Here is a 25,701-nt window from a genome sequence, read left to right as displayed (position 1 = left end):
TGCTAAGAGCGATTTTGAAAGATTGCGATTTAGGCTATGCAGATAAGTATCAGCAACTAAATCTAATGATTAAGTCTATGACGGATTCCGATCCTAACAGAAGACTTACAATCCAGGAAATGACAGATATTTTTCTGGTATGTATACTATCTTATTAGTAAGATGGAAAAGTTAATAAGGCTTAAAAACAAATTAGAAAAAATCGAACCCTTTGTGAAGAGAAAAAATTTACTAACCTGTATTAATTTAGAATTAAAGGAGAAAAATTTTATAGAGAAACCAAATTATTCTATTGAAAAGTTGCAGAATGAAGCAAAAACCCTAATTGCTTAAAAAGCAAAACAAAATTCACATAGATTATTTAAGAGCTTGAAAGGATTCTCAATGATTATGATTTGCTGATTTGCCGAGCTCTTTAATAGAATTAAGGCTATCAAAAGACTTCTTTTTTATTCTGTAATGTAGATTAAATACTCCGAAGAGAGCCGAGTAAGAAACATCTTTTACTGCGGTCGGTTCTCTCTCATTTAAGAGTGCTTAAACTTGAGCTATACTTTGGATTATATTAATTTGCGCATATGATAAGTTCTAAGCTATAATATGAGGCATACAACAAAGGGATAAGACCATGAAATTTTTTGTTATTATTCTTATTTTATTGGTTTTGATAGGTGGCTATGCTGTAGCAACTTACAACAGTTTAATTGCCTTAATAGAAGCAATTCGCAACAATAACAAACAAATCGATATTCAGTTGGACCGACGATATAAAGTATTTGAATCGTTAATCGATGTTGTTAAAAAATACATGGATTACGAACGTTCCACTTTAAAAGACGTGATAACATTACGTAACCAAGCACAAACGGCGAAACAGACAGGTGACGATGATGCCCGTATGAAGGCAGAGAATAAAATATCCACGATTCTTAGCAGATTACACGTTGTATTTGAACAGTATCCTGATCTTAAAGCAAATCAAAATGCAATGCAGTTACAAGAGACAATTGTTAATACCGAAAATAAATTAGCTTACGCTAAACAAGCTTATAACGATACCGTTGAACGTTACAATGCGAAGAAGAAAATGGTCTTTCCGTCAATAGTTGTTCGTGCATTTGCTAGTAAATTAGATTTTGATTTTCCTTATTGGCAATTGCCGTCGGAAAAAATTCAGGAACAAGAGAATTATAAAGTGCAGTTATAGGTCTCTATATGGGTTCTATTCATGGTTTTGAATCAACTGCCGTTGATTGGCGAGGGTCATTACGACGAAATCGACGGCGAACCGTTTTAGTTATTACTACTTTTATATTAATTTATTTAGCGATCGGGCTTCTTATCGATCTATACATTTACGCAGGCCATTACCCAATGGCCACGGTTTCCCAACTTTTTACAGCGCTGATTACCTTAAAAATATTTCCCATTGCTACATTTTTTACCGGATTAATTGCGCTATTTTCTTTGTATGTGACATTTGCTTTCCATCATAAATTAATGCTTCTTGGTACCGATTATTGGGAAATTACTTCCAGCACTGCTAGAACTCTTCAAGAAAAGATACTTTATAATGTTGTAGAAGAATTAAAGGTCGCTGCGGCGCTTAAATTTATGCCTAAAATTTATATAATAGATGCGGATTATATGAACGCGTTTGCTAGCGGTTTTGGTGAAAAGTCGGCAATGGTTGCTATTACTAATGGCCTTTTAATGAAATTGGATCGCAGCGAATTAGAAGCTGTTATGGCACACGAAGTCAGTCACATCCGCTATATGGATATACGCTTAACTTTGACAGCTTCCGTGCTCGCCAATATTCTTTTGATTTTTGTTGATATTCTCTTTTTTAGTGCTCTTTTTGGGAGACGTTCCCGAGAAAATGGAGCCCGAAATCAGTTATTTATTTTCATATTAATGTTGCGCTATTTATTACCTTTAGTAACCATGCTATTAATGCTTTATCTAAGTCGGATCCGAGAATATATGGCTGACGCGGGCTCCGTAGAATTAATGCGTGACAACGAACCTTTGGCGCGGGCACTATTAAAAATTCAAGACGATCATGTACAAAATAGAGACGAATACGCGTCTCAATATATGCGAACTCCTCATGAAAGCGTTCGGCAAGCGGCCTATATTTACGATCCGATCAAGGCGGGTATCGAACCCCGAAATTCATTAAGCGATCTTTTTTCAACACATCCTTCGTTTATTAAGCGTTTAGCAGCTATTGGATATAAACTTAAAAGGTAAGCTGCATTGTAAGATTAAATAACCTTCAATAGGTTCTTTTTAATTTTAATTCTTTTGATATGGTTTAAAATATTGGCCATACAGACCCTTGTTCCACAGCTGAGATCAAGAATTGCCACACGGGGGGTGGTTATCGTTAAATTCGTTTTGAATAGTTTTTTATTTGGTATTGCAAATGTAAGGTCAGATGCTAACCATAATAGTTAGCATCTTCGTCGAAAAGATTTTGAACGTAAGCCTAGGCGCGGCCCCCGCTCTAGGAGAGTTTCTTTCTTCTTTAATGTAGTTAAAATATGTTTAATTTCGGGATCTTAGGATTTGTTTTATTTATTTTTAATAAATGGCGGCGATGTTTAAATGAGCTTCTAAATAATCTGGTTTTAATTCAAGCGCTTCCTTAAAATAAGCGATTGCTTCACGATGTTGTTCTTTGTACATGTGCAACCACACTGATATTGTAATAACAATCTGTGGTTGGCACTTTTTCTAATTGACGGAGATAATGATGAGCAAGAGCAAGCTTTATGTTGTCCTTGCTGTACATAAAAAAGCGGTAGCTAAAGCCTAATGACAATCAGGCTGATTGGAATTCAACGAAAGGGCGCGTTGTTAGTAGTAAAATGATCAATTGCTTCTTTTATAATAAGCAATAGCTTGAGGATAATTTTCTTGATATAAATAAAATTTGACCCAATTGACTGCTCGCTTGAAGCATAGTAAGGAGAAAAGGGCTTCTTCTGTTTCCAGTGAGATCTTCCTGAAGAACCTCTTGATAACTTTTTAAAGCTTCTTTGAGCTTTCCTTGCTGATATTTTTCCAAGGCGCACTTCACTTTCCTCTGACACAAGAAGCTTGTTGATCATATTGTTTGTGAATCGCTTGACTCAATTGATAAACGGCCATAGCGTAAATTATACGCGGATTGTACCGCATAATCACACTAAAATTTGGAAAAATGAGCCAGTATTCAGGGCCATTGGTTCCTTGGAGCTGAACCAGTGCTGCTGTTTGAGAGGGGGAAAGGAAGATTGAAGGGTTTATTCGTTTATTTTTTAAATAGTTAATGGTTCTCATTTTCTTTGATTTTTTGGAAATCAGCGAGAATATCAAGGGCTTTTGATGAGTGAGTGTGCACGCGATGGGTTGATTCTTTTGCCATCCATGGGTATGCAAAAAATTAGCGACACTAACGATGGCGTCATTATTGTCCTTCATAAGATCGATACCCCCTTCTTGAGAATACTTTACTGCATAGTGTCGATAGGCGCTGGGCATGAATTGAGGAATGCCAATAGCACCTGCATAGGAACTTTTTATTAAAAAAATGGGTAATTGTTGTTCTTCGGTCAGTAAAAAAATTGAGCAAGTTCGTGCGAGAAAAATTTAGCACGAGCTTTGTAATGAAAGGCTAAAGTAGTTAAAGCGTCTAAGGCGGAATAGTTCCCAACTTGTTGAGCATAATTAGTTTCAATACCCATAATAGCTATGATAATTTCAGTAGGGATACCATATCTATGGTAGGCATACTCTAAGGCGTGTTGATGGGCTTTCCAATAATTGACACCATCCTGAATACGCGTTTCTGTTAGAAAATAATCGCGGTAAACGTTCCAAGGTTTTGCTTCGTACGTATGGGTGATCTTATAGATGACTTCTTGATTGTATTTAGCGTGAGAAAGGATATCAATAAGTTTTTTACGCTCAAATCGATAATGTTTTACCATATAATTAATGAACGTATCGGTTTTCAGAGGTAATTGCGATGCCTTAGTGGGTTCAGCAATGGCGGCGGTACTGAATAATATTAATAAGATATAGTAGAGTGCTGCTCGAAACCCCTTTAATAACATGTAAATTCCTCTTTAATTAGAGTTCTAGATAAACGTATTAGGTGTTTCCAGGAACTGCTCTCTGCCTAAATTAACTAGGCCATAATTTTCTATGCGTATGTATCGACATGATAATACCAAATCCAGCCATTGTCGTAATAACAGAACTGCCTCCATAGCTAATAAGCGGCAGGGGTATGCCGACAACAGGTAAAATGCCAACAACCATTCCTATATTAATTAATGCAGATAAAATAAATGTTAAACTTAAACTTCCGCTTAATAAACGGCTATAAGTATTCTGAGCTTGATTGCTTATATATAAACACCGGATAAAAATAACTAAGAAAAGGGTAAGTAAGATAAGACAGCCAATAAAACCAAGCTCTTCGCCACTCACGGCAAAAATAAAATCAGTCGCATGAGCCGGTAAGAATTGAAGATGTGATTGTGTCCCATGTAGCCATCCTTTGCCAAATAGACCCCCAGAACCGAGAGCAATTTTTGATTGGATAATATGATAGCCGCTTTCTAAAGGATCCCTTTCTGGGTTAAAGAAGATTAACACCCGATCCTTTTGATAAGGATGCATAAAATGCCAGAGAATGGGCGTACTCAACGCACCTAAAGCAAGAAAAACTAAAATTAATCGCCAATTTATTCCGGCTAATAATAAAACGGACCAGCCTGCAATTCCTATGATTATGGCGGTTCCTAAATCAGGTTGTTTCGCAGTTAGAATAGCAGGGAATATTAAAAGTACGAGAGAAAAAAATAATGGTGTTTTCTGAGGGGGTAATTCTTTATTACTGAAATAATAAGCAAGCATCATGGGCATGGCCAGTTTCATAATTTCAGAAGGCTGCAAATGAAAAAATCCTAAATCAAACCAACGTCGCGCCCCTTTACCAATATTTCCAAAAGCCAATACGCTAATTAATAGAAACAATCCAAAACCGAATGCCCAAGGTGTCCATTGACAATAAAATTTCGGAGAAATATGAGCAAAGAGAAACATCACCATAAAACCAACTAGTAGCCAGGATAGTTGCTTAACCATAACGCTCAAATTTTGGTTGCTGGCACTGAACAAAATAAAAAGACCAAACACAGCAAGAATAGAAACCAGAACCACTAGCCAAGGATCAATATGTAATGACTGCCAGCGCAGCTGAGCGACTCGTCGTTTAAGTCGCGTTTCGTAATTTAAGGGGCTAAATGGAATTAAGTTTTTGAGCATTCGTTTCTGGATGTTTAAAGTAATAATTCATAATCTCCCCCGTCATTTTATCAGCCATGGCACTGTGCTCAACCACTACTGCGACGGTAATTTGCGCGTGTTCTACTGGGGCAAAAGCGATAAAAAGATGATTATTGCGTAGTCGTTTGGGAATATTAGTTCGGTTTTTGTCTTCATCGCGTTGATGACCATAAACTTGAGCAGTTCCAGTTTTAGCTGCAACAGAGAATCCCTGATGTTTGCCAAAAAATTCAGCACTCCCCCAAGGTTTATCGACTACATCTTGCATAGCATGGATCACAATATCCCAGTTGAGCGGATTTTTTAATATCACCGGCGGCTCTGAAATAGGTAATTGGATTTCTTCATTTCCATTTGGCATGATGGTTTTTAATAACAACGAGGGACGATATCGTTTTCCCCGTTCAGCCAAGATACTAACCGCTTGAGCCAGTTGCAAAGGGGTAACAAGGAAAAATCCTTGTCCAATACCTGTTTCTATGGTGTCTCCCGTATACCAAGGGTAACCTTTGACTTCCATTTTCCAATGCGGAGAAGGTACAAGTCCGGGTACCTCCTCTTTAGGTAAATCGATGCCTGTTAAGTAACCAAAACCAAAGCTATGTAATATAGCCTCCATGCGTTCAATGCCCAAAGCTACCGCTAGGTTATAAAAATAAACATCGCATGAAACGGCAATGGCTTTCCTTACATTAACCCATCCATGTCCTCCTACTCGCCAATCGTGATAAATATGGTGAGTGTTAGGTAGTTGAAACCAACCAGGATCATAAATTTGATATTGTGGGGTTATAATTCCCTGATCTAACCCCATTAACGCTAAAAAAGGTTTCACGGTTGAGCCAGAAGCAAACTGCCCCCGAATGGCTCGATTGTAAAGGGGTTGGTCGGGTGAATTTAGCAATTTTTGGTATTCTTCCTGACTTAATCCCGATACAAAAAGGTTGGAGTCAAAACTGGGATTAGTGACTAGAGCTAAAACTTGTGCCGTGTCCGGTTGCACAATGACGATAGCACCGCTTTTATCACCCAAAACTTTTTTGCTTCGGCTTGTAATTTACTGTCAATAGTCAAATAAATAGTATCCCCGGATACAGGGGAAATTTCCTTTAAAATACGTACAGCCCGTCCACTGGCATCAATTTCAGCCTCTTCAGCGCCTATTTTTCCATGAAGTTGTTTTTCATAGTATTTTTCAATACCGGTTTTTCCAATCACATCATCAGTGGTATAACACTCTGCACCCACTTTATGTAATTCACGGGGATTGATTCGCCCCACATAACCTAAGACGTCACTGGTAATATCGGCCAGGGGGTAATAACGCATCATTTGTGTTTCAATACGCACAGTTGGAAATTGATAACTGTTAACATAAAAACGAGCAACTTCTTCGTTAGTTAATTTATATTTTATAGGAACAGGTTGATAAGAACGGTATTGACATAAAATATGATGAAATTGTTTCACTTCTTCGTTAGAGATTGGAATAATTTTTGTTAATTGTTTTATTTTTTCATCTAAATGCTTAGTATCATTCGGAATAATGACTAATGTATAGGCTGGAATATTCTTCGCCAAAAGTACTCCATTTCGATCGAAGATTAACCCGCGGTTAGGTTGGATAGGTATAACATTTAATAAATTATCCTGAGATAATGTGGAGTAGAAGTGATGGCTTTTAATTTGGAGATAAATCAAGTGTCCTATAAGGGCAAATACAAAGAAAAGAATAAAGAAGAACGCGCTAAAACTACGACTTTTAAATAATCGCGTTTCAAATTGAATATTTTTAAGTGCCAGTCGTACTTTTTTCATACGTTGGTATTTTGTCATTAACGATGATAAGGATGATTGGCCATTATACTCCAAGCTCTATAAATTTGTTCTGCAATAACAATACGAATTAATGGATGAGCCAGAGTTAATTGAAAGGGACCAAACCCAATTGGCTTTTTTAAAACAAAAGGGGTACGAGTCCTTCTGAACCTCCAACTAACAAATTTATTGCTCGATCTTTGTCCCGCCAGTCCGCCATTTTGTGATAAAATTACGGTATTAATTTCTTCCCCCAGTTCTATTAAGAATGATAATTTCACCCTTTTTGGGAAATGGCTTCAAGCAGAATTTGGCTTTCTTGAAGGATTATTTTTGCGAGATCAGCGTTTTTGGTCCTCCTTAATGTGAGAATTTCAATAAGATTTAAAGCGAAATCCCGCGGTAGACGATCAGCATCAGTTTGAAAACCGTTATTGGACCAATCTGGTAACCTTTTCTCTGTGGCAATAAGATTAATCTTCATAACGTTGACGAGTGTTTTCTGCCATACTCCACAACTTTTCGAGACTATAAAAATCGCGGACTTCGGGAAGCATGATGTGGACAATCACATCATGTAGATCAATTAGGATCCATTCTGCTTCAGTTTCACCCTCTACTCCGAGAGGCCGCACTCCATTTTCTTTCGCTCGGCGAATGACTTTATAAGCTAATGCATTAGCGTGGTATTTTGAAGTGGCACTACAAATGATGACATGATCGGCTAGATCGGTTAGGGCCGTGACGTCGAGATCGCTGATTTGTAACCCTTTGTGCTCATCTAAGGTATTAGTGACTAATTTAACAAGTTCACCACTTTTCATTGGTTGTGTATTACCCCATAAGGTAAAAATTTCTAATCATAGCTGCATTTCGCATTCCGAACAAGCTGGATGGGGAAAATTTAAGGGTTACCCCGTTAAGCTCAAAATGTTAGCCGAAAATCCATCGGAAGAATCAAATAGGAAATAAAGAGGATTCTAGCTGCACGTTTCCAGACTTCTGGTGTGGAGTATTAAAGTATGACAATACTTTTAATACCAGGTGCGACTGCATCGCCAAACAGCACGTCTTGCTTGCCGATAATAGCAGTCAACCGTACTGGTGCATCCCGAAAAAATAAACAGGGACGACGGTAAATACCGCAACTTACGTACCGTACCTTTTCATGGTGGTGCCAATGAGGATGTCCCTATCGGGAAACCCGAACAGGTCGATAACAACCCAGAGACCCCTAAGCGATAAAAATAATATTGAGCCAATTGGGTAGATTTGTTGATTTGGGGGTTTTGGCCCTGGTGTGGCGCTAAAGTCGAACTCACCCGGCGCTAATAGCGAAGCTACTAACAATAGCTGAAAAACACGATTTTAATTTTCCCATATATTTTCTTCTCATTCCCTACATAAAACTTTAGCATATCCTTGTCCGTAAATTCGTCTACGTAAATTAGAGCTAATTGATAATTAAAAAGTTATTATTTTTTTAAATCCAGCGCGTTTATCGATAAAGACCATGCTTTTTTATGTATTCAAGTACCCTTTTAGAGAGCATGGATTCTACAGCCGAGTAATTACCTTTCGCTAAATAACTTCTAATCTCAGTGGAGCTAATCGGGTAAGTATGAAGTTGTTGAAACAATATTTTTCCTGAGAGAAATTCTGCTAGATCATCAGGATCTTCGGTTCGATGTTGGAATAAGGTTTCTAACCATTTCGCGGTAGGTAAATAGTAATTTTCTCGATTTATTACGATCAAATGACAATAGGTTAAAAATTCTGCATAGCGGTGCCAGAGATTAAAATCAGCAAAAGCGGCGGTGGAAAGAATGAAACAAAGGGAGTGGTCGGGAAATGAATTTCGTAAATATTGGAGAGTATAAATGGTGTAAGAAATTTCTTTTCTTACAACTTCGATATTATTAACAGAAAAAATGGAACGATTACTGATAGCGCATTTTATCATTTCCAAGCGGTCTTTGGGACTGGCTATAGGTTGTGGGCGATGAGGCGGTTGTCCACAAGGGATTAATTGAATGTTTTTGAAAGTAATTTTTTCTATTAATTGGCTAAGAATAGCTATGTGTCCGCTATGAATTGGATCGAATGTTCCTCCAAATAATCCTAATAATGGGAAGCTCATCGTAATTCCTTCCCTGCAATAGCTAAACTTAATATCTCTAATTCTTGCCAGGCATTGCCAGGAATTATCCCCTTTATAATCCAATCTACTTGTTTTGAGTGTTGCAATAATTTGGCAATAAGTTGGGGATTGAGGCGTGAGAGTGCCATTTTCAATGGTTGCTTACGGGTTTGCCATTGCGATGCTAATAATTGTGAGAGGGATTTTCCATTTTTAAGTTCTTTAAAAAACATATAAAGGTTGCGTAATTCACGGGTAAGCGACCACAATACTAAGGGAGCGGCTTCCTTGTCGACAAACTTCAAAGCTAACAAAATTCGAATAACTCGTGATGTTTTAGCTAACAATGCAGCTTCCGTTAAATCAAAAACCGTAAAGCATCCGCTGTCATTAATGACAGCGCTTACGGTTTGCGGAGGGATTGGTTTATTTTGATAAAGTAAACGCAATTTTTCTATCGCTTGTTGGGTGGCTAATAAATTCCCTTCCGTCAATTCCGCAAGAAGATTTATACTTTCCATGTCGACAGTTAAATTAAATTTTTTAAAACGTTGTGCAATCCAGGTTGGCAATTCTTGAGTGGATATTGGCCAAATCGGGATAACCGCCCCCAATTCAGCAACAGCTTTATACCACCTGGTTTTCTGTTGTGCGGCTGTTAGTTTGTTAGTAACAATTAGCAATCGTTTGTTAGGTGGCGGGTTCTCCAAATAGCGTAGTAATATTTGAATTCCTTTCTCGTCAAATTTTGCTTGAGGGTTTCGTATTTCAATAAATGTTTTCTCACTGAAGAGATTGAAATTGTCGATAGCAGTATTGAGTGCTTGCCAATTAAATCCCGTTTCAATAAAGAATAATTCTCCTTGCTGGAAGCCTTGCTGCCGGGCGGCCTGTCGAATGCTATCCCGAGTTTCTTGTACTAAAATCGGGGTGTCTGAACATATAAGATAAACGGGCAGGAGTGATTTTTGGTTTAGATGAGTGTCAAGTTGTTTGGATGATATTTTCATTTACCTTCAGTTTGGCCCCCTTTCCCGAAAACGGAAGGGGAAATCAAGCTTCTCCACATCTCTTTATAAATCAAAGATACCATCGTTCGGGTCATCTCTTGTTTCATTAGTCGGGTAGCGTTAGGAGTATATATTTGATTAGCATTTTGTATTAACTGACGTCGTAAAGTTAAATTTTTAGGACCCATCAATATTTGCCCGTTGACTGTTTCTAAGTCAAAGTCAACGCTTAATAAATAAGTGTAAAGTGTTGCTGTGCTGCCATATAAAATAGCAGGGATGAGAGGTTCCCAATTGATGTTAATAATTCGAAGGATAACCGGAGCGTCTTCTCTTGTTTTAGTTAAGTGGATGTTTAATGCTTGGAGCGTCCGGCTTAATTGAATAGGAAGTGGATCATAGGGATTAGGAGAATCGATATAAAGAATACGAAGATAAGAAGGAATATCATTGGATGATCGTGGTTTAAATCCACATCCTGCCACTGTGCTACAAATAAGCGTACCAATTAAAAGAATGAAAATCACTCGGATTTTATTTATCATGCGTCTTATACCACGATGTTGACCAATTTTTGAGGTACGACAATAACTTTTTTAATTTTTTTATCAGCAATATAGTGTTGGACACTATCTTGATTTAAGGCAGCGTTTTCAATTAGTTCGTCTGAAGCATCCGAAGAAACTTGAATTCGAGCTCGCAATTTCCCGTTGATTTGAACAACCATTTCAACTTGAGAAGTTTGTAGGGCTTTTAAATCTGGCTTAGGCCAGGAAGAATTTAAAATATTTTCCCCAAACCCTAAAGATTGCCAAAGAAAGTGGGTAATATGAGGGGTAATAGGGGACAACAAACGCAATAATATTCCTAAACCTTCATGAATTAAATGTGATTCTGCCTCATGTTCCGTGGTTAATTTCACAAGTAAATTTAAAATTTTCATTGTAGCCGAAACGACTGTATTAAATTGATAACGTTCTATATCGTTATTAGCTTGTAGTAAATGTTTATGTACCGATTGTCGAATGCGCTTGTGCTCAGAAGTTTCCCATTGGTAATGGTTTCGTTCTTTTTGCTGATTAATGTTCAGTAGAGCATCTTTAACCCGATCAGAGAAACCCCACAATTTTTTTAGAAAACGGTAGGCACCTTCGACACCACTATCTGACCATTCTAAATCTTGTTCTGGTGGAGCGGCAAAAATTATAAAAAGCCGAACGGTATCCGATCCATATTTTTTTACCAATGATTGAGGGGTAACTATATTTCCTTTGGATTTTGACATTTTTGCACCATCTTTTAAAATCATCCCTTGAGTAAGTAATCGCGAAAAGGGCTCATTAGAATTTAACAAACCAAGATCTCGGAGCACTTTATGAATGAAGCGCGCGTAAAGCAAATGCATGACAGCATGTTCAATGCCTCCAACATACTGGTCTACGGGAGTCCAATATTTAGCGCGATCATCTAGCATGGCACTATCTTGATCGGGGCAGGTATAACGAGCGTAATACCAGGAGGATTCGACAAAAGTATCCATTGTATCTGTTTCACGTACAGCAGCTTTATTGCAGACCGGACATTTGGTTTTATAAAATTCAGGACTCTCTTTTAACGGAGAGCCATGGCCAGTGGGAATTATATTTTTTGGCAAGAGGACAGGAAGTTGATTTTCGGGTACTGGAACGGTGCCACAACTTTTGCAATAAATAATAGGAATAGGTGTTCCCCAATAGCGTTGGCGCGAAATACCCCAATCGCGCAAGCGATAGTTTGTTTGGCGATTGCCGTGTCTGTGGGTTTTTAAATAATCTTCAATGACATCGAACGCTTTTTCTGAGTCAATCCCGTCAAATGGTCCTGAGTTAAAAAGTTTTCCAGGACCAATATAAGCGGCTTGATCGTAATTCCATTCACTCTCGTGAGTAGGTTTAATAACTGGCTTAATGGGTAGATTGTATTTCAGAGCAAATGCATGATCACGTTCATTGTGAGCCGGCACTCCCATAACCTCGCCGGAAGCGTATTCCATTAAGACAAAATTCGCAATCCAGATAGGTAATTTTTCCTGCGTGATCGGATGAATGGCAAAAAGACCCGTTACAATGCCTTCTTTTTCTTGAGTAGCTACATTCGCTTCCGACACACGTGTTTGTCTACATTTTTTAAAAAAGCAGCCACTTTTTTGGTTTTTTTAGCACGTGCTTTTGCAAGAGGATGTTCAGGAGCTATCGCAATATAGGAAATCCCCATGAGAGTATCTGGACGTGTAGTGAAAATCTTTAATTTATCAAGACTTTTTTCTAGAGCAAAAATTACTGTTGCCCCGTGAGATTGACCAATCCAATTCCGTTGCATTGTAATAACTTGTTCGGGCCACTCTTTCAATTCATCGAGATCTTTAAGAAGCTCTTCACTATAATTGGTAATTTTTAAAAACCATTGAGAGATTTCGCGCCGTTCTACAGCGACACCTGAACGCCATCCCCGTCCATTAATTACTTGCTCATTAGCTAACACGGTCTGATCAACAGGGTCCCAATTAACGATGGAGTTTTTTTGTAAGTGAGACCTTTTTTGTAGAGTTGGAGAAAGAACCATTGTTCCCAGCGGTAATAGGTAGGATCACAAGTCGCAATTTCTCGGGACCAATCGTAAGCAAAACCCAATTGTCTGAATTGTTTTCGCATTCTTTTGATGTTTCTACGGGTCCATTCCGTTGGAGGCAGTTTTCGTTGAATAGCGGCATTTTCTGCGGGTAGACCAAAGGCATCCCATCCCATGGGTTGCAAGACGTTTCGGCCTTTATGAAATTGGTAACGAGCAATTAGATCTCCAATGGTATAGTTGCGGACATGTCCCATATGGAGCTCTCCGCTCGGGTAGGGAAGCATTGTTAAACAATAAAATTTTTCCTTGCTTAAATCTTCTTTGACTTCAAAGCATTCATTTTCTTTCCAGTAATTTTGGGCAGCTTGCTCAATATCTAATGGGATATAGGGTGCATTCATAGTCAGTTAGGATACCTCACTGGTTAAGCTGATGGAAGCAGCGCCATAGATTCTTAAGGAAATATTAAATTTGATCAAAAGTTAACTATTTTTAGTATAACATTCTATTCTACAAAAAAATTAATTGTCTAAGGTAAAGAGAGTTTCTATGGAGAGGAAGGATTTACCAAAACGCAGAAGAGTAGTCGGAGCGAAATTAGTGTTTATTAGTAGAAAAAACAGGACTATTCATTTGGCTCCCAAAAGTCCAATTTATAGATCAGGGATGTTAATCCCCGTATAATCCCTCTTCATTTTTACTCGAGAGTAAACGTCATCAATTTTTGTGGCAGCACGTATCAAAATTAAGCCACCTGACTACTTCCTAATATGAATTTTTCTATGAGGGATTTTTTCCATGAGGGATTAGTAAAACGATTTGTCGATTTTGTGCAGGTTTTGCCTACGAGTTTAGGAAAACCATTAGGCAGTTTAATGAATGAAGGCTTATGAAGGCTTATTACAGGGGTAAATATTCATTAGACCATTACCAGAACAGCACTCTCAGGCGACCGCATTGGAACGTTATGCGGTATTCTCAACCGCTTTGCTCTAAAGGTGGCCCAATGTAATCGTCAATTAAAAGTTTTTTATTACTGATGAAGAGGGCAATTTCGTCAACCAATGGAATCCTTTTGAGGGCCTTTAACGGCAATCAAAAAAGCAGATTTTTATAAAATTATGCATTTTTCTTCTGCTTATTAGCGAAATACTTTTTCCATCACTCCTGTTTTAGCTCACCAGCTCTTATCTAAAGAGGGAGATTTTTGTGATTATCTAGGGGATAGGCTAATTTTTTCAGATTGGCTAGACGCTTTAGAAGGACAGTATACGGAAGGATCTGGAAGATTTTCTCATACCATTCAATTATTCAAACATGCGGGAGATGGTTTATTTGATATCTTGCCCGCTATCCCTGTGCAACTTCATGAATCTCCCGCAACAGCTCACGCTTTTGAACAACTCTTTTGAGAATATCAAAATTTTTCGGAAAATAAATTTAGCATGGATTTTATAAGCCACTTGGGTACTCGAGCAAATTCAATTCGAGAGGGAATACTTAAGGGAATGCTTATTGCTGATCCTAATTTAATTTTCACTCGAAATAACATTCCTTAAATATTCCTTTTATTTCTTCTAAAACCCCCGATATTGAGACCTAAAAAAATAAGCTCTAAATTAATTCTAACAAAAGAAAAATAATTACTATCCCTAAAATAGAGTAGTAGTTCCCATTTCATTAAGGGAGTTTTTTTACTCATTGGTGTTATTTGACCCGTCAAGACAATAAGTTTATTTTGTGGAACCGATTGGTGTATTTTTTTTCCTGAGGGATTCTATAATTGCAGTTATACCTGTGTTAGTGCTATAGATTAAGATCAAATAATGCCCTGTTTCTAAAGCACGCATCTGGGTAATTTGGAGTTGTTGAACAGAAGTGATAGTGTCATTAAACCAACTATGATCGCTCACTACCACGATAAATGCTTTTCCCTCCATACTATTTAGTACTTCGAATGGATAAGCAATTTCATAACAAATAAAAAGGAGGAAAAGAAATATTTTTTTGCATAAATAGCGGATTGGTTAATAGCGGACTAGTTCCATGGTCCGGAGCTTAAATCTGACATAGGAATATCGAAATATTTTATTACGCTTGGGTAAGCCGGCCGGTATTCGCCGAAAAGTACTAAATGACGCTTTAAATAAAGTCTGTATCCCTTACCTAAAACCGTAAGCCCATTAAAAAAACTTATATTAAAAAAACTTATTGAGTTTTTTCGTGATAAATTGGAATTCTAGAAATGACAGATGTTTGATATTCCTTTGATTTTTTATTCAAAGAATCGATAAAAGAAGAAATTTGTTTAGAATAAATAGGAATTCCAGCTTCAGACCATACACAATAGTATCACTCTGTCAGTGTTTGGATGTTTCCGTATAAAATAGGTGTGAAGAATTGAAAATAAGGGGTTAATATCCCATTCAATGGTTTAATGTATATTTCCTTAAACTATACTTAGTTGAAGAATCTCTTTTTAAGAGTGGGTCCATTGTCTGGTTGTCGAGCTTCCTCCCATAAGCAGAAAAATGACAATAACAAGAACGCTTAATATTTTTATTTTTACTTCTTTATGAAAAAATAAAAGATACAAACATCCGATAATTAAAGCCACAATTAAGGATACGCCATAGACCCCAATAAGAGGAGCAAAACCCTTGAAAGGAAAATGAATTTGGCTGTATCCCAGAAAAAGCCAAGGAAAACTAGTGAACAATTCACTTCGCAGCCATTCCCAAATTACCCACCAAGCGGAAAAACCAAACAATGAAGTTATTATTATTATTGCTTTTCGATGGAAAAGCAAAAAAAAAAAAAAAAAGAAAGAAAAACCCTGGATGATAATAAATACTAATAAAATAAAAATAAACAGGATAGTAATTAAAATTGCTAAAGGAACATTAGCATTTCCAAATTGATGTATTCTGACATAAATCCAACATAAATCCAAGAAGTCCCGATTCCAAAAAATCCCAAACCAAGTAACCATCCTCGCCATAAACTTTGTAAAGGATTAGAATGCTTCCAGATAGCTAATAAAATTTCTGGCGAAATAAAAGCAATTGGAAACCAATTGGCTGGCGCGAAAGCTAGAGGCAAGAGAGCGACAGCGAGTATTGTGAAAAGGTTAAAAAATTTTATTCATTATTAAGCGAAGTAATTGGATACTTCGTTTATTGACTAACATGATGGTTATTTTTAAGGAATCGATTTCAATCACTTCACACCCCATTTGGACAGGTGACCAATTTATTGCATGATATATCCATCAATCGTATCGAAATTTTCTTTACTAATTGTAGTTCCAAAGTAATCGTTGAAATCTTCAATTGGCGTCAGTGCTTGGACGATAAATTCATTTTCGCTACATTGAGTAATGTCAAGTTCTTCCTCTACGATATCAGTTTCATCTTTAATACTACCGACAATTTTTTTCAAAACATCTTCAATAAGTAATTAATCTGGAAACACCACCATACTTATCGGCTACAATATATGGTAGCGTTTTAATCGAAATTCTTTCAATAAAATGTCTACCGTGTTTACTTCTCGGGAATAAAAACAGCAGGCCGTACGAGGTCTTTAATTTGAATTTTTACTTTTCATCACGGCTTTCACTAATTACCGGAAAGCGAGAATTTTTGGAATCAATGGTAAGAGGGAGCGCTGACTATGGGGTTGTATCATGATCGATTACTACCATTTAAGCACAAGGAATCATGACATCAAGAACTTTCATTTGGAGACTTCTAAAACACCTTCAATAACACCTGCAATCATCGCCTAATGCCTCTCGATTGAGCAGTTTACGTTCTTTCGCATCGTGAAGGAGTTCAGTTAATTGTTCTCGGTCTTTGGGTTCTCGGAGTAAAACGTGACTTAAGCCGTTCCAAACAGGATCGGTTCGGGTTTGGTTCGTCACTCATTGTTTCTTACTGGTTATAAACTGGTTATAAAAGGGATTATTGTAACAAATATTACCCATCTTCATAAGGATCCTTATAGCCGAGTTGAGACAATATATTAATTTCTAATCTTTCCATTTCCGCGGCTTCTTGTGTTTCAATATGATCGTATCCTAACAAATGTAATACTCCGTGAATGACAAGATGGACAAAGTGAGCTTCTAAGGATTTATTTTGTGTCTCAGCCTCTTCGGCGACTATAGGAGTGCAGATAGCTAAATCCCCAAGTGAATTCGAGGGAAAGCCAAGAATAGGATCTTCGGAAAAAGACAAAATATTCGTGGGCCCCTTTTTGTGGCGATAAGTTTCGTTCAATGCGGCGCTTTCTTCGCGGTCAATAAAGCGAATTGTTAATTCGGATAAATTTTTATTCAAGGTTACTGGAACAAATTGAAAAGCAGTATTGACCCATTTCTGTAATTGCGAAAGAGTAGGAAGGGAAGAAAATTGGGTTGCATTTTGGACTTCAATATGAAGCTTCATTCTCTTCTTCGTATGCTTCGATAATCCGCTGAACCATAAGGGTGACGAACAATATCATTTGATTTGAAAAAAGTATTGGATTCTCATCAATGTCCCGCAATAGGGGAATAGCGTTTCGTAAACCGGACTCTGTATATTTGGGCAAATCAGCTTGGGTGATGTCTTTCCTGTGATTACAGCTTTAGAACTAAAACCTATACGAGTTAAAAACATTTTCATTTTTTCTTTAGTGGCGTTTTGTGCTTCATCTAAAATTACAAATGAATCGTTTAACCTTCGCCCGCTCATATACGCCAATGATGCAATTTCAATGGTTCCTTTTTCTAATAATTGATTTACTTTAACAAGCCCCAGAATTTTAAAATACGTAAGTTAAGATCAATTTTTGGGTTAAATCTCCAGTCAAATAACCCAATTTTTCTTCAGCTTCCACAGAAGGACATGTTAACACAATGCGGGAAACTTCTTCTTTTGCTAAATCTGCAATTGCACATGCAACACAGCTAGAAATGTTTTCCCAGTGCCTGAGGGACCAATCCCAAATTAATATCGTACTTCTGCATGGCATTGAGGTAATGCTGTTAAGGGGTATTAGGGGTAACGTGCTTTCACCTGTAATTTGGGGACTTTAAGTTCGTATTCGGCTTTTTCTTTATGGAAACTTTCGGGAGTTTGATAATTGATGTCTCGAATATGCAACAAAACTTCTTTGTCTACAGACTTGGGAATGTCAATAATTTTAAAGTTATTGCGGCGATTATCAATTTCTACCCCGAGATAATTTTCAATCAAATGTAAATTTCATCAAATTGACCGCAAAGCTTGGCGACCTCTGTTTATTGTCATCTGGCGTTAATTTGATCCCGTTGCGTTGATTCAGAAGGTTTCAACTTATCTTCCTTTTAACAGACCTCGCCCCACAAGGAATTCGGGCGGGCTTCTTTAATTCTAATTGTCACTATTTCTCCAATCAATCGCCCTTCTCCTATAAAATTCACCACTCGATTATTTTCCGTTCGACCGCTGAGTTGAACAGGGTATTTTTTGGAGGGTCCCGTAACTAAAACTTGTTGTTGAGTTCCTAGCATCGATTGGCTAATTTCCGCAGCTTTTATTTGGATACGATTTTGTAAAATCGCTAAACGTTCTTTTTTAACTGTAAAAGGGACATCATCAGGTAATTGGGCAGCAGGCGTACCTGGGCGAGGACTATAAATAAAACTGAAAGAATGATCGAAACCAATTTCGTGAATGAGATTCATGGTAGATTGGAAATCTGCCTTTGTCTCTCCCGGAAAACCGACGATAAAATCTGAAGAAATACTAATGCCAGGTCGAACCTGACGTACTTTACGAATTTTGGATTTAAATTCGAGGGCGGTATAGTTACGTTTCATGGCCGCTAAGATTCGGTCAGAACCACTTTGGACTGGTAAATGGAGGTGATTGACCAGTTTGGGCTCTTCGGCATAAGCATCAATCAAATTTTCTGAAAAAGCAGAAGGGTGAGAAGTGGTAAAGCGAATTCTCTTTACTTCTTTGATGGCCGCCAAATAATGAATGAGTAAAGCTAAGTCGGCTATCTGCCCGTCATGCATAAGACCACGGTAATCATTAACATTTTGACCGAGCAAGGTAATTTCTCGAACGCCTTGTTGGGTTAAACTGACGACTTCGGCAATGACGTCATCAAATGGCCGGCTAATTTCCTCACCCCGTGTATAAGGGACCACACAAAAGGTACAATATTTGCTGCATCCTTCCATAATGGAAACAAAAGCTGAAGGACCCTCTGCGCGAGGTTCAGGCAAACGATCAAATTTTTCGATTTCCGGGAAGGTTATGTCTATAACCGATTTTTTAGATTGGACTACTTCCTTTAACAGTTCCGGCAATCGGTGTAAGGTCTGTGGCCCGAAAACAATGTCTACAAAGGGGGCACGTCTTAAAATACTATCTCCTTCTTGGCTTGCCACACAACCTCCAACGCCAATGATCATATGAGGTCGTTTTTCTTTGAAGGGCCTCCATCGCCCTAATTCAGAAAATACTTTTTCTTGCGCTTTTTCTCGTACAGAGCATGTGTTAAGTAACAGAACGTCCGCGCTTTCGGGATTAGAAGTCAATTCCAAACCATGAGAAACATGAAGAACATCTGCCATTTTGGCAGAATCGTACTCATTCATCTGGCAGCCGTATGTTTTAACGTAAAGCTTCTTCATGAAGGATCAAATTCTACACGGTAATGAATGCACTAATCAATGTCTGAATTCATCTTTGGCAAAGCGTTAAGCATCATTCAGCCAAGATAACCTTTTTCGTTTTATTCGATGATTTTTCACTTCTTCATCGGGCACCGTCGTTGGAATACCCGTGGTTACTTCTTCTTCAAAACGAGCGAGTGTATCTTTCACATGCTTATCACTGGCTCGAAATGAAACAGCCAAATAAAGGGAAATAAGGGATAAAATACCAAGATATAAAAAATCCCAGCCAAAGGAGATCGCTTCGCGCCCTCCACCGTAAGAGCCTAAATAAGAAATAAGGCTCAGTCCAATTAGATAAGGCCACATCCAAAGAGAAGCGCGCCAATTCATATGGATGCCACGAGGGCGTTCAGAAAACAATCGATAAATAATAAAGAGCAAAAAAGACACGACCAAATTAATTCCCAATTTGGAAACGACACCCCAGCCTGTCCAATATATGATGAGAGTACAAATATAAAAGCCAATAAAACTCCATACCGTTGCTAACGGTAAACGAAAAACTCGTTTGTGGTCTGGCAATTGATAACGCAGCGATAAACAACAAATAGGCCCTGTGATGTAGGAAAGGGCGATAATTGATGACATAAATTCCGCCATGGCATACCATCCCTGGAAGGGTAAGAAAAATGTCATGCCAACAATAAAATTAATAAGAACGGCTTTGGCAGGAATCCATCTTTCATTTACTTCTTGCAAAAATTTAGGTAATTGGCGGTTAGTGCTTAATCCATACAAAGTTCGTGCTGCACTGGTACTATAGACAAGACCTGCGGCACTTGTGGCCACTAGCGCATCGACATAAAGCAAAATTGCCATCCAAGCGATGCCTAGCGTCATCAAAAGCCCGGCTAAGGGCCCTGTATCGCCCATAAAATGTATGTATAGCCAACCTTTTGATAAGGTGTGAGGACTTAAGGCACCAATGAAACTAATTTGCAATAGTACATAGATAATTAATACGATAGCTAAACTGCCAAGAATAGCGACCATAACAGTACGGCTTGGATTTTCTGCCTCCCCTGCGAGTTCCACCGCCTGTTTAAAACCATTAAAAGCAAATAAAATGCCTCCAGTGGCTAACGCAGCGAAAACTCCTTTCCAACCATTGGGGAGGAATCCACCGTATTGGAGATTAGCAAAATTATGTGGATGAAAAGCCACGATCATAAGAACAATAGCAGTCAAAATGGGAACAATTAATTTCCAAAATGAAAAAATGTTATTGAGATAAGTAATGAAGCGGATGGAATAAATATTAATCAAGCTAAAGCCCATCATCATGAACGTAGCGATAAGATAGCCTTCTGGACTCAACCCATGTACACCAGCGTCATGTTGGCGAATTAAATCGGGCCAGTAGTTGGTAGCATATTGGATCATCGCCTGAACTTCAGTAGCCGGGGCTGTCATTAAATTGAACCACGTAATCCAGCCAAAAAATAAGCTGACGAAGGTTCCATGAGTTAATTGGGGAAATCGGGTACTGCCCCCGGTAATGGGAAACATGGTGGCTATTTCTGCATAGGTGAGTGCGACAATCACTACCAACACCCCCGAAAATCCAAGCTAGGATTGAAGCAGGTCCTGCTAAACGGCCCACGTACAAGGAGCTGAAGAGCCATCCGGAACCAATCATAGCGCTCACAGCAGACATCATTAAACCAATTGGACCAATGCGTCGTTTGTAAGCATGAATATTGTTCATAACATCTCCTGGCATGACCCAGAAATTTAGAGGAGATAATTCTCCGCCAAGTTCAAGCTCATGGCGCACGAACGCTGAGATTATAACTACTTTTCCCTAGTGGGTTCAAATCGCACTGCTCCAGGATAATATCCAGGATAATAAATGAACAAGCAAATGAAGAACCTCTAAATAATTCGAGCGAATGGGCTAGGGGTCTTCCCGAATTATTACTTTTTGTTCTCGCAATATACGGTGACGTCTGAGTTAAAGAACAACGAACGAAATTTTTTCTTTAGTTTTTTTCTTTAGTTTCTCAGCTGGTTTTCTTTTCGTTTGATTTCCTTTTGGGCCTTTGACACGAAGTTTATGACTTGCGCCTCTTCTTGAGAAATAAGCGATTGGGGGTTAGAAAGTTTTGTCTCGACCTTAATTTCTTTAATCAACAATTTCTTTCCAGCCATTTTTAGCCGCTATCGCTAAAGGGAGTACCTTTCTCGAAGTCAGCTATAGGGTCGATACCCCGTCCGGCCTTATATTAAATTGCGCATTCCTCATTGACATTTAATACAGCGAGCTGAAGGGGGGTTTCCTTTCCCGTTTGAGCAAGCGCTGAAATGAGCACACTCAACGTTAATAAAGTGACTATAATTCATCGTGTACCTTTCCGCAGCGATCATCAGTTGATGTATAGCCTTCAAGAAGAAAACGTAAGATTCAACGCCTTTTTCGATCAAAATTTCTAAAATATCGGAGTTGCTTGTGATTACTGGCGATCCAGAGGAGGGCTTTCATTCCGTTTTCTTCACATCTTTCATGAAAAATATCCGAAATATCCCAAAAATTTTTACGCATAAATTTTTCTACATTAATTTTCCTACATTATTGAATGAGTCATTATAAGCATATAATTTGTACAGGAAAAGAATCTTTTCAGTAATAATATTCGAACATAAAGCTAAAAATCCCTAAGCCAGAACGTTAGTCTGGTCTGAACTGGAATGAAATTAGTGTTCATCTCTACTTAAGTGAGATACCATTATCGGATTGCTCTCTTAGCAGGAGTCTTACCATGAACGATTGTTATGTCACTACTGATGAAAAATCCCTGATTCCTATTAAGCCATTAATTTCAGAGAAATTATCCACGTGGCTCGATGTTCAAGAGCCGCGAGTGAAAGCCTGGGTAAATGCGAGTGGGTTTAAAGCAGAACCGGATACGCTCTGCCTTATTCCGGAAGAAACAGGCGCATTGCATCAAGTTTTAATTGGAGTAACAGATTCGGGACATTTTTGGCATTTTGGTGGGCTTCCGAAAATATTGCCGTCGGGAGTGTTTCAGTTGGATCCCACCGACTTTGAAGATGAAGATCATTTTCAACGGGCTCTGCTTGCCTTTGGGCTAGGCAGTTACCAATACAATACCTACCGTGAACGTTCGTCTTTTTCTGCTAAATTATGGGTTCCTTCTCACTATGAAACGTACCTCTTTAATTGGCTTACGACCATTTATTTAATTCGCGATTTAATTAACACCCCCTCTAAAGATATGGGGCCTACGGAATTGGCTGAAGCGGTGGTTAATGTTGCCAATGAGTTCGATGCAAAAATCCGAGTAATTCAGGAAGATAAACTCGAAACTGAGTTTCCTGCTATTTATGCTGTAGGTCGAGCTGGGGCTCGACCGCCCCTGTTTATTGATATGCATTGGGGCGATAAGAAAGCACCAAAAGTAACGTTGGTGGGAAAAGGCGTTTGCTTTGATACCGGGGGTTTGGATCTTAAAACTCCTGATGGCATGTTGCTGATGAAAAAAGATATGGGAGGAGCAGCTCATGCGCTTGGTTTAGCACGAATGATCATGCTACAGCAATTGCCAATACGATTACGATTACTAATTCCAGCGGCAGAAAATGCTGTTGGAAGTAAAAGTTATCGTCCAGGCGACGTTTTGCATACCCGCGCAGGGAAAACAGTCGAAATTACTAATACGGACGCTGAAGGTCGTTTGCTGTTAGCGGAAGCCTTAACGGAAGCAGTCAGAGAAGATCCTGATTTATTAATTGACTTTGCTACCCTTACAGGTGCTGCACGAGTAGCTCTGGGAGCTGATTTACCGGCGTTTTTTTGTAACCAAGATTCTCTTGCAGAAGAATTAATCGAGTCAGCGATTAAAACCCAAGATCCTATGTGGCGGCTCCCTTTTTATTTGCCTTATCGTAATTATTTAAAAAGTGAAATTGCAGATTTGGCTAATAGCAGCTCCGACCGTATGGCCGGAGCAATAACGGCGGCTTTATTTTTGAAATTTTTTGTTTCTGATCAAATCTCTTGGGCACATTTTGATATTTTTGCTTGGAATCAAGAAGAATCGCCCGGCCGGCCGGTGGGTGGGGAAGCTATGACTTTGCGAGCACTTTTTCATTATCTTAAAAGACGATTTTCATGATAATAGGGATATTCTTTGCTTGGATCTTTTTAATTAATTGGAGGGCATTTTGAATTATTATATTTTCGAACTCTTCCTAAATTCTGGATTCTAATTTCTATGAGCCTTCTTCTAATTAACAGTCCGAGCTTTCCTTTGGCATTAGTCGTTATTTTCGGAATAATTTGGTTACTTTTATCTGCGTTTGTTTTGATTTACCTGCGACATTATTTACTTCAATGTTTTAACAAACAATTGCCACCAATTTTCGAAGCAGAGAGGGAGGACGCTTTAGAGGCTGGTGATGTTTGGTGGAAAAAACAATTCTATAGTAGAAAACCCGATTGACAGAAATTATTTGCTCTGAAGAAACACTCACTCTTACACATGAGGAGAAATCCTTCATTGATAATCAATGATAGTCAAACGGAAACGTTGTGTGCGTTTTTAAAAGATTGGAAAATCTAACAAAACCAAAATATGCCAGAGCATGTGTGGAAATATATTAAAAAAGGAACGTTTTTGGGGCCTTATTGTTGATAAACGTTTGAAGGTCATGGATTTTATGCCCATGCTCATTCTACTGTCGTTGCGGGGCATCCAAAGAGGTGCCCCGGCATAAGCCCTCTTCTCTTAATCTCGCTTTTTTAAATGGCCCGATCTGGGTAGATAACATTTTTATTCCACTCGAATTTATTCTTGGTGGAAGATTAGCGCTTGGAAAAGGATGGTAAATGATGATGGAATGCTTGTGGATAGGGCGTGGAATTTCATTACTGTTTTAGCCATCGCCGTTGGACGAGGGATATGTGGATGAAGAAAATTAAATATCGATAGTGTTTGGGGGTGACATTTCCATCATCGGTCACCTCGTGGGAAAACTTACTAGTGGTATACGCTTAGTGCTTCATTTATTAGAGATATTAAAATAGAGATATTAAAACGTAAAAAAGCCAAACGAGGCATTGGAGCTCTTTGATTGGAGGGAGTAAGGCGGAGCTTGGAGAGGGAATAATTATGGTTGAAAAGCAAACTTACAAACATTGGTGGATGAAAACGGACGATGAAGAAATTCTTTGGCTTACGATTGACCGCGAAGATATGTCCATTAATTCTATGAATCGAGAGGTTTTTACAGAATTTAATCAGATTCTTGATTTCCTTTTAGACGAAAAACCCGAAGCAGTTATTTTATTATCCGGAAAGAAAAAAGGATTTATTGCTGGTGGTGATATTAAACAATTTGTAGATTTAAAAAACGAAAAAGAAGCTTTTGACCTTATTTGCCAAGCTCAATTGGTACTGGATAAATTAGAAGCCTTATCTATGCCAACCGCGTTACCATGATTAGTGGTTTTTGTTTGGGTGCTGGCTTAGGAAAGTGGCTTTAGCATGTCGCTATTGGGTGGCCGAAGATGATAAAGCCATGATTATCCGCTTGCCGGAAGTAAAATTAGGAATTCATCCAGGATGAGGCTCAGCACCGTTCATCTGCCTAAATTGATTGGTGCACCTAAAGCAATATCATGTTGCGGAGGTTCGCCTATCTCCGAGAAAAAAGCCGCTACACTAGATATTGTGGATGCAGCCATGCCACCACGAGAATTAAAGCGCGCTGCTCATTATTTCGTTTTACAAAACTACTTCCCATTATCCCAGAGGATGGGCCTCTTATTCGAATGCCGATTGGTTACGACTCTTGGTTGGGGCGAATATTTTATAAAAAATTAACTGCCGAAGTTAATTGAGCCCATTATCCTGCTCCTTATGCTATCGTGGATAATTGGATGAAATCTGGTATTAGTCAAGAGGCTTATTTAACAGAAGCCAAATCTATTGCGAAATTAATGCTGATAGAAATTAATTCTGATAGAAAATAGCAGTAATATGGTTGTGGGTGTGATAGGAGGTGATATTGCAACTTGGTGTGCTCTTCAGGGAATG

23 protein-coding genes and 4 pseudogenes are annotated in these 25,701 nt (G+C 38.4%); 5 read left to right on the top strand and 22 right to left on the bottom strand.

Annotation, left to right across the window (positions count from 1 at the left end):
• Positions 1-628: 628 nt before the first annotated feature.
• Both MRH55_RS06225 and htpX read left to right on the top strand, forming a co-directional pair.
• A complete protein-coding gene (locus tag MRH55_RS06225) occupies positions 629-1,207 on the top strand; it encodes a LemA family protein (RefSeq protein ID WP_304985333.1) in 579 nt (192 codons plus the stop codon).
• An 8-nt stretch (positions 1,208-1,215) separates the two neighbouring features.
• Positions 1,216-2,256: a zinc metalloprotease HtpX gene (gene htpX, locus MRH55_RS06220; RefSeq protein WP_304985332.1), complete on the top strand. Its 1,041-nt coding sequence runs from the start codon at positions 1,216-1,218 to the stop codon at positions 2,254-2,256.
• A gap of 333 nt (positions 2,257-2,589) precedes the next feature.
• Here the strand turns inward: htpX and MRH55_RS06215 are convergent, their stop codons facing one another.
• The 22 genes and pseudogenes from MRH55_RS06215 to MRH55_RS06110 form a co-directional block, all read right to left on the bottom strand.
• Positions 2,590-2,694, bottom strand: coding sequence for a tetratricopeptide repeat protein (locus MRH55_RS06215; RefSeq protein ID WP_304985331.1), 105 nt, complete (start codon positions 2,692-2,694; stop codon positions 2,590-2,592).
• Positions 2,695-3,084: 390 nt separating this feature from the next.
• Positions 3,085-3,980: pseudogene (gene mltB, locus MRH55_RS06210) on the bottom strand (lytic murein transglycosylase B).
• A 196-nt stretch (positions 3,981-4,176) separates the two neighbouring features.
• The gene (rodA, locus tag MRH55_RS06205; protein WP_304985330.1) at positions 4,177-5,325 is read right to left on the bottom strand and encodes a rod shape-determining protein RodA; all 1,149 of its coding nucleotides are present in this window, start codon (positions 5,323-5,325) and stop codon (positions 4,177-4,179) included.
• Positions 5,300-7,164, bottom strand: a pseudogene (gene mrdA / locus MRH55_RS06200) (penicillin-binding protein 2). Before mrdA ends, rodA begins: the two are co-directional and overlap by 26 nt.
• 17 nt (positions 7,165-7,181) lie before the next feature.
• Complete coding sequence (locus MRH55_RS08120) at positions 7,182-7,445, bottom strand: 23S rRNA (pseudouridine(1915)-N(3))-methyltransferase RlmH (protein ID WP_439647879.1); 264 nt, start codon at positions 7,443-7,445, stop codon at positions 7,182-7,184.
• Between the two features lie 192 nt (positions 7,446-7,637).
• The gene (rsfS, locus tag MRH55_RS06190; RefSeq protein ID WP_304985329.1) at positions 7,638-7,988 is read right to left on the bottom strand and encodes a ribosome silencing factor; all 351 of its coding nucleotides are present in this window, start codon (positions 7,986-7,988) and stop codon (positions 7,638-7,640) included.
• 674 nt (positions 7,989-8,662) lie between these two features.
• Complete coding sequence (nadD, locus tag MRH55_RS06185) at positions 8,663-9,304, bottom strand: nicotinate-nucleotide adenylyltransferase (protein ID WP_304985328.1); 642 nt, start codon at positions 9,302-9,304, stop codon at positions 8,663-8,665.
• Complete coding sequence (gene holA, locus MRH55_RS06180; protein ID WP_304985327.1) at positions 9,301-10,314, bottom strand: DNA polymerase III subunit delta; 1,014 nt, start codon at positions 10,312-10,314, stop codon at positions 9,301-9,303. Before holA ends, nadD begins: the two co-directional genes overlap by 4 nt.
• Positions 10,311-10,859: an LPS-assembly lipoprotein LptE gene (locus MRH55_RS06175; protein ID WP_304985326.1), complete on the bottom strand. Its 549-nt coding sequence runs from the start codon at positions 10,857-10,859 to the stop codon at positions 10,311-10,313. The genes holA and MRH55_RS06175 overlap by 4 nt, the downstream gene beginning before the upstream one ends.
• A gap of 5 nt (positions 10,860-10,864) precedes the next feature.
• Positions 10,865-13,325 (bottom strand): annotated as a pseudogene (leuS, locus tag MRH55_RS07915) (leucine--tRNA ligase).
• Between the two features lie 1,332 nt (positions 13,326-14,657).
• Positions 14,658-14,864, bottom strand: a complete 207-nt coding sequence (locus tag MRH55_RS06155) for a hypothetical protein (protein ID WP_304985324.1) — start codon at positions 14,862-14,864, stop codon at positions 14,658-14,660.
• A 539-nt stretch (positions 14,865-15,403) separates the two neighbouring features.
• Positions 15,404-15,916 (bottom strand): hypothetical protein, encoded by a 513-nt coding sequence (locus MRH55_RS06150; RefSeq protein ID WP_304985323.1) that lies wholly within the window; start codon positions 15,914-15,916, stop codon positions 15,404-15,406.
• Positions 15,817-16,026 carry a hypothetical protein gene (locus tag MRH55_RS06145; RefSeq protein ID WP_304985322.1) on the bottom strand — a complete coding sequence of 70 codons (210 nt, stop codon included), beginning with the start codon at positions 16,024-16,026 and terminating at the stop codon, positions 15,817-15,819. Before MRH55_RS06145 ends, MRH55_RS06150 begins: the two co-directional genes overlap by 100 nt.
• A gap of 150 nt (positions 16,027-16,176) precedes the next feature.
• Positions 16,177-16,365, bottom strand: coding sequence for a transporter associated domain-containing protein (locus tag MRH55_RS06140; RefSeq protein WP_304985321.1), 189 nt, complete (start codon positions 16,363-16,365; stop codon positions 16,177-16,179).
• A 322-nt stretch (positions 16,366-16,687) separates the two neighbouring features.
• Positions 16,688-16,849 carry a hypothetical protein gene (locus tag MRH55_RS06135; RefSeq protein ID WP_304985320.1) on the bottom strand — a complete coding sequence of 54 codons (162 nt, stop codon included), beginning with the start codon at positions 16,847-16,849 and terminating at the stop codon, positions 16,688-16,690.
• Positions 16,850-16,904: 55 nt separating this feature from the next.
• Entirely contained in the window at positions 16,905-17,375 is a 471-nt protein-coding gene (gene ybeY, locus MRH55_RS06130) for an rRNA maturation RNase YbeY (protein ID WP_304985319.1), read from the bottom strand.
• A gap of 54 nt (positions 17,376-17,429) precedes the next feature.
• Positions 17,430-17,681, bottom strand: coding sequence for a PhoH family protein (locus MRH55_RS08115; RefSeq protein WP_439647897.1), 252 nt, complete (start codon positions 17,679-17,681; stop codon positions 17,430-17,432).
• Between the two features lie 52 nt (positions 17,682-17,733).
• A complete protein-coding gene (locus MRH55_RS08110; protein WP_439647878.1) occupies positions 17,734-17,943 on the bottom strand; it encodes a PhoH family protein in 210 nt (69 codons plus the stop codon).
• A 23-nt stretch (positions 17,944-17,966) separates the two neighbouring features.
• The gene (locus MRH55_RS08105; RefSeq protein WP_439647877.1) at positions 17,967-18,167 is read right to left on the bottom strand and encodes a hypothetical protein; all 201 of its coding nucleotides are present in this window, start codon (positions 18,165-18,167) and stop codon (positions 17,967-17,969) included.
• Positions 18,168-18,277: 110 nt separating this feature from the next.
• Positions 18,278-19,597, bottom strand: a complete 1,320-nt coding sequence (miaB, locus tag MRH55_RS06120) for a tRNA (N6-isopentenyl adenosine(37)-C2)-methylthiotransferase MiaB (RefSeq protein WP_304985318.1) — start codon at positions 19,595-19,597, stop codon at positions 18,278-18,280.
• A gap of 66 nt (positions 19,598-19,663) precedes the next feature.
• Positions 19,664-21,350: pseudogene (locus MRH55_RS06115) on the bottom strand (APC family permease).
• A gap of 287 nt (positions 21,351-21,637) precedes the next feature.
• Positions 21,638-21,793 carry a hypothetical protein gene (locus tag MRH55_RS06110; RefSeq protein ID WP_304985317.1) on the bottom strand — a complete coding sequence of 52 codons (156 nt, stop codon included), beginning with the start codon at positions 21,791-21,793 and terminating at the stop codon, positions 21,638-21,640.
• Between the two features lie 608 nt (positions 21,794-22,401).
• On the opposite strand from MRH55_RS06110, the gene MRH55_RS06105 reads away from it, so the two are divergent.
• The 3 genes from MRH55_RS06105 to MRH55_RS06095 all read left to right on the top strand — a co-directional run bounded on the left by MRH55_RS06105 (position 22,402) and on the right by MRH55_RS06095 (position 25,488).
• The gene (locus tag MRH55_RS06105; RefSeq protein WP_304985316.1) at positions 22,402-23,778 is read left to right on the top strand and encodes a leucyl aminopeptidase family protein; all 1,377 of its coding nucleotides are present in this window, start codon (positions 22,402-22,404) and stop codon (positions 23,776-23,778) included.
• Between the two features lie 954 nt (positions 23,779-24,732).
• Positions 24,733-25,104, top strand: a complete 372-nt coding sequence (locus tag MRH55_RS06100) for an enoyl-CoA hydratase/isomerase family protein (protein WP_304985315.1) — start codon at positions 24,733-24,735, stop codon at positions 25,102-25,104.
• Positions 25,105-25,227: 123 nt separating this feature from the next.
• Positions 25,228-25,488: a hypothetical protein gene (locus MRH55_RS06095; protein ID WP_304985314.1), complete on the top strand. Its 261-nt coding sequence runs from the start codon at positions 25,228-25,230 to the stop codon at positions 25,486-25,488.
• Positions 25,489-25,701: the final 213 nt, after the last annotated feature.

It is taken from the genome of Coxiella-like endosymbiont (assembly GCF_030643785.1).
Lineage (GTDB): Bacteria > Pseudomonadota > Gammaproteobacteria > Coxiellales > Coxiellaceae > Coxiella.
Note: the sequence above shows the minus strand (reverse complement) of the source record. Positions and strands in the feature narration are given on the sequence as shown.

Bases quoted from the DNA above. Each gene is read 5' to 3' on its own strand.
- MRH55_RS06225 (WP_304985333.1), top strand. From the start codon at position 629: ATGAAATTTTTTGTTATTATTCTTATTTTATTGGTTTTGATAGGTGGC.
- htpX (WP_304985332.1), top strand. From the start codon at position 1,216: ATGGGTTCTATTCATGGTTTTGAATCAACTGCCGTTGATTGGCGAGGG.
- MRH55_RS06215 (WP_304985331.1), bottom strand. From the start codon at position 2,694: ATGTACAAAGAACAACATCGTGAAGCAATCGCTTATTTTAAGGAAGCG.
- rodA (WP_304985330.1), bottom strand. From the start codon at position 5,325: ATGCTCAAAAACTTAATTCCATTTAGCCCCTTAAATTACGAAACGCGA.
- rsfS (WP_304985329.1), bottom strand. From the start codon at position 7,988: ATGAAAAGTGGTGAACTTGTTAAATTAGTCACTAATACCTTAGATGAG.
- nadD (WP_304985328.1), bottom strand. From the start codon at position 9,304: ATGAGCTTCCCATTATTAGGATTATTTGGAGGAACATTCGATCCAATT.
- holA (WP_304985327.1), bottom strand. From the start codon at position 10,314: ATGAAAATATCATCCAAACAACTTGACACTCATCTAAACCAAAAATCA.
- MRH55_RS06175 (WP_304985326.1), bottom strand. From the start codon at position 10,859: ATGATAAATAAAATCCGAGTGATTTTCATTCTTTTAATTGGTACGCTT.
- MRH55_RS06155 (WP_304985324.1), bottom strand. From the start codon at position 14,864: ATGGAGGGAAAAGCATTTATCGTGGTAGTGAGCGATCATAGTTGGTTT.
- MRH55_RS06150 (WP_304985323.1), bottom strand. From the start codon at position 15,916: ATGGTTACTTGGTTTGGGATTTTTTGGAATCGGGACTTCTTGGATTTA.
- ybeY (WP_304985319.1), bottom strand. From the start codon at position 17,375: ATGAAGCTTCATATTGAAGTCCAAAATGCAACCCAATTTTCTTCCCTT.
- MRH55_RS08110 (WP_439647878.1), bottom strand. From the start codon at position 17,943: ATGCCATGCAGAAGTACGATATTAATTTGGGATTGGTCCCTCAGGCAC.
- miaB (WP_304985318.1), bottom strand. From the start codon at position 19,597: ATGAAGAAGCTTTACGTTAAAACATACGGCTGCCAGATGAATGAGTAC.
- MRH55_RS06110 (WP_304985317.1), bottom strand. From the start codon at position 21,793: ATGGCTGGAAAGAAATTGTTGATTAAAGAAATTAAGGTCGAGACAAAA.
- MRH55_RS06105 (WP_304985316.1), top strand. From the start codon at position 22,402: ATGAACGATTGTTATGTCACTACTGATGAAAAATCCCTGATTCCTATT.
- MRH55_RS06095 (WP_304985314.1), top strand. From the start codon at position 25,228: ATGAGGCTCAGCACCGTTCATCTGCCTAAATTGATTGGTGCACCTAAA.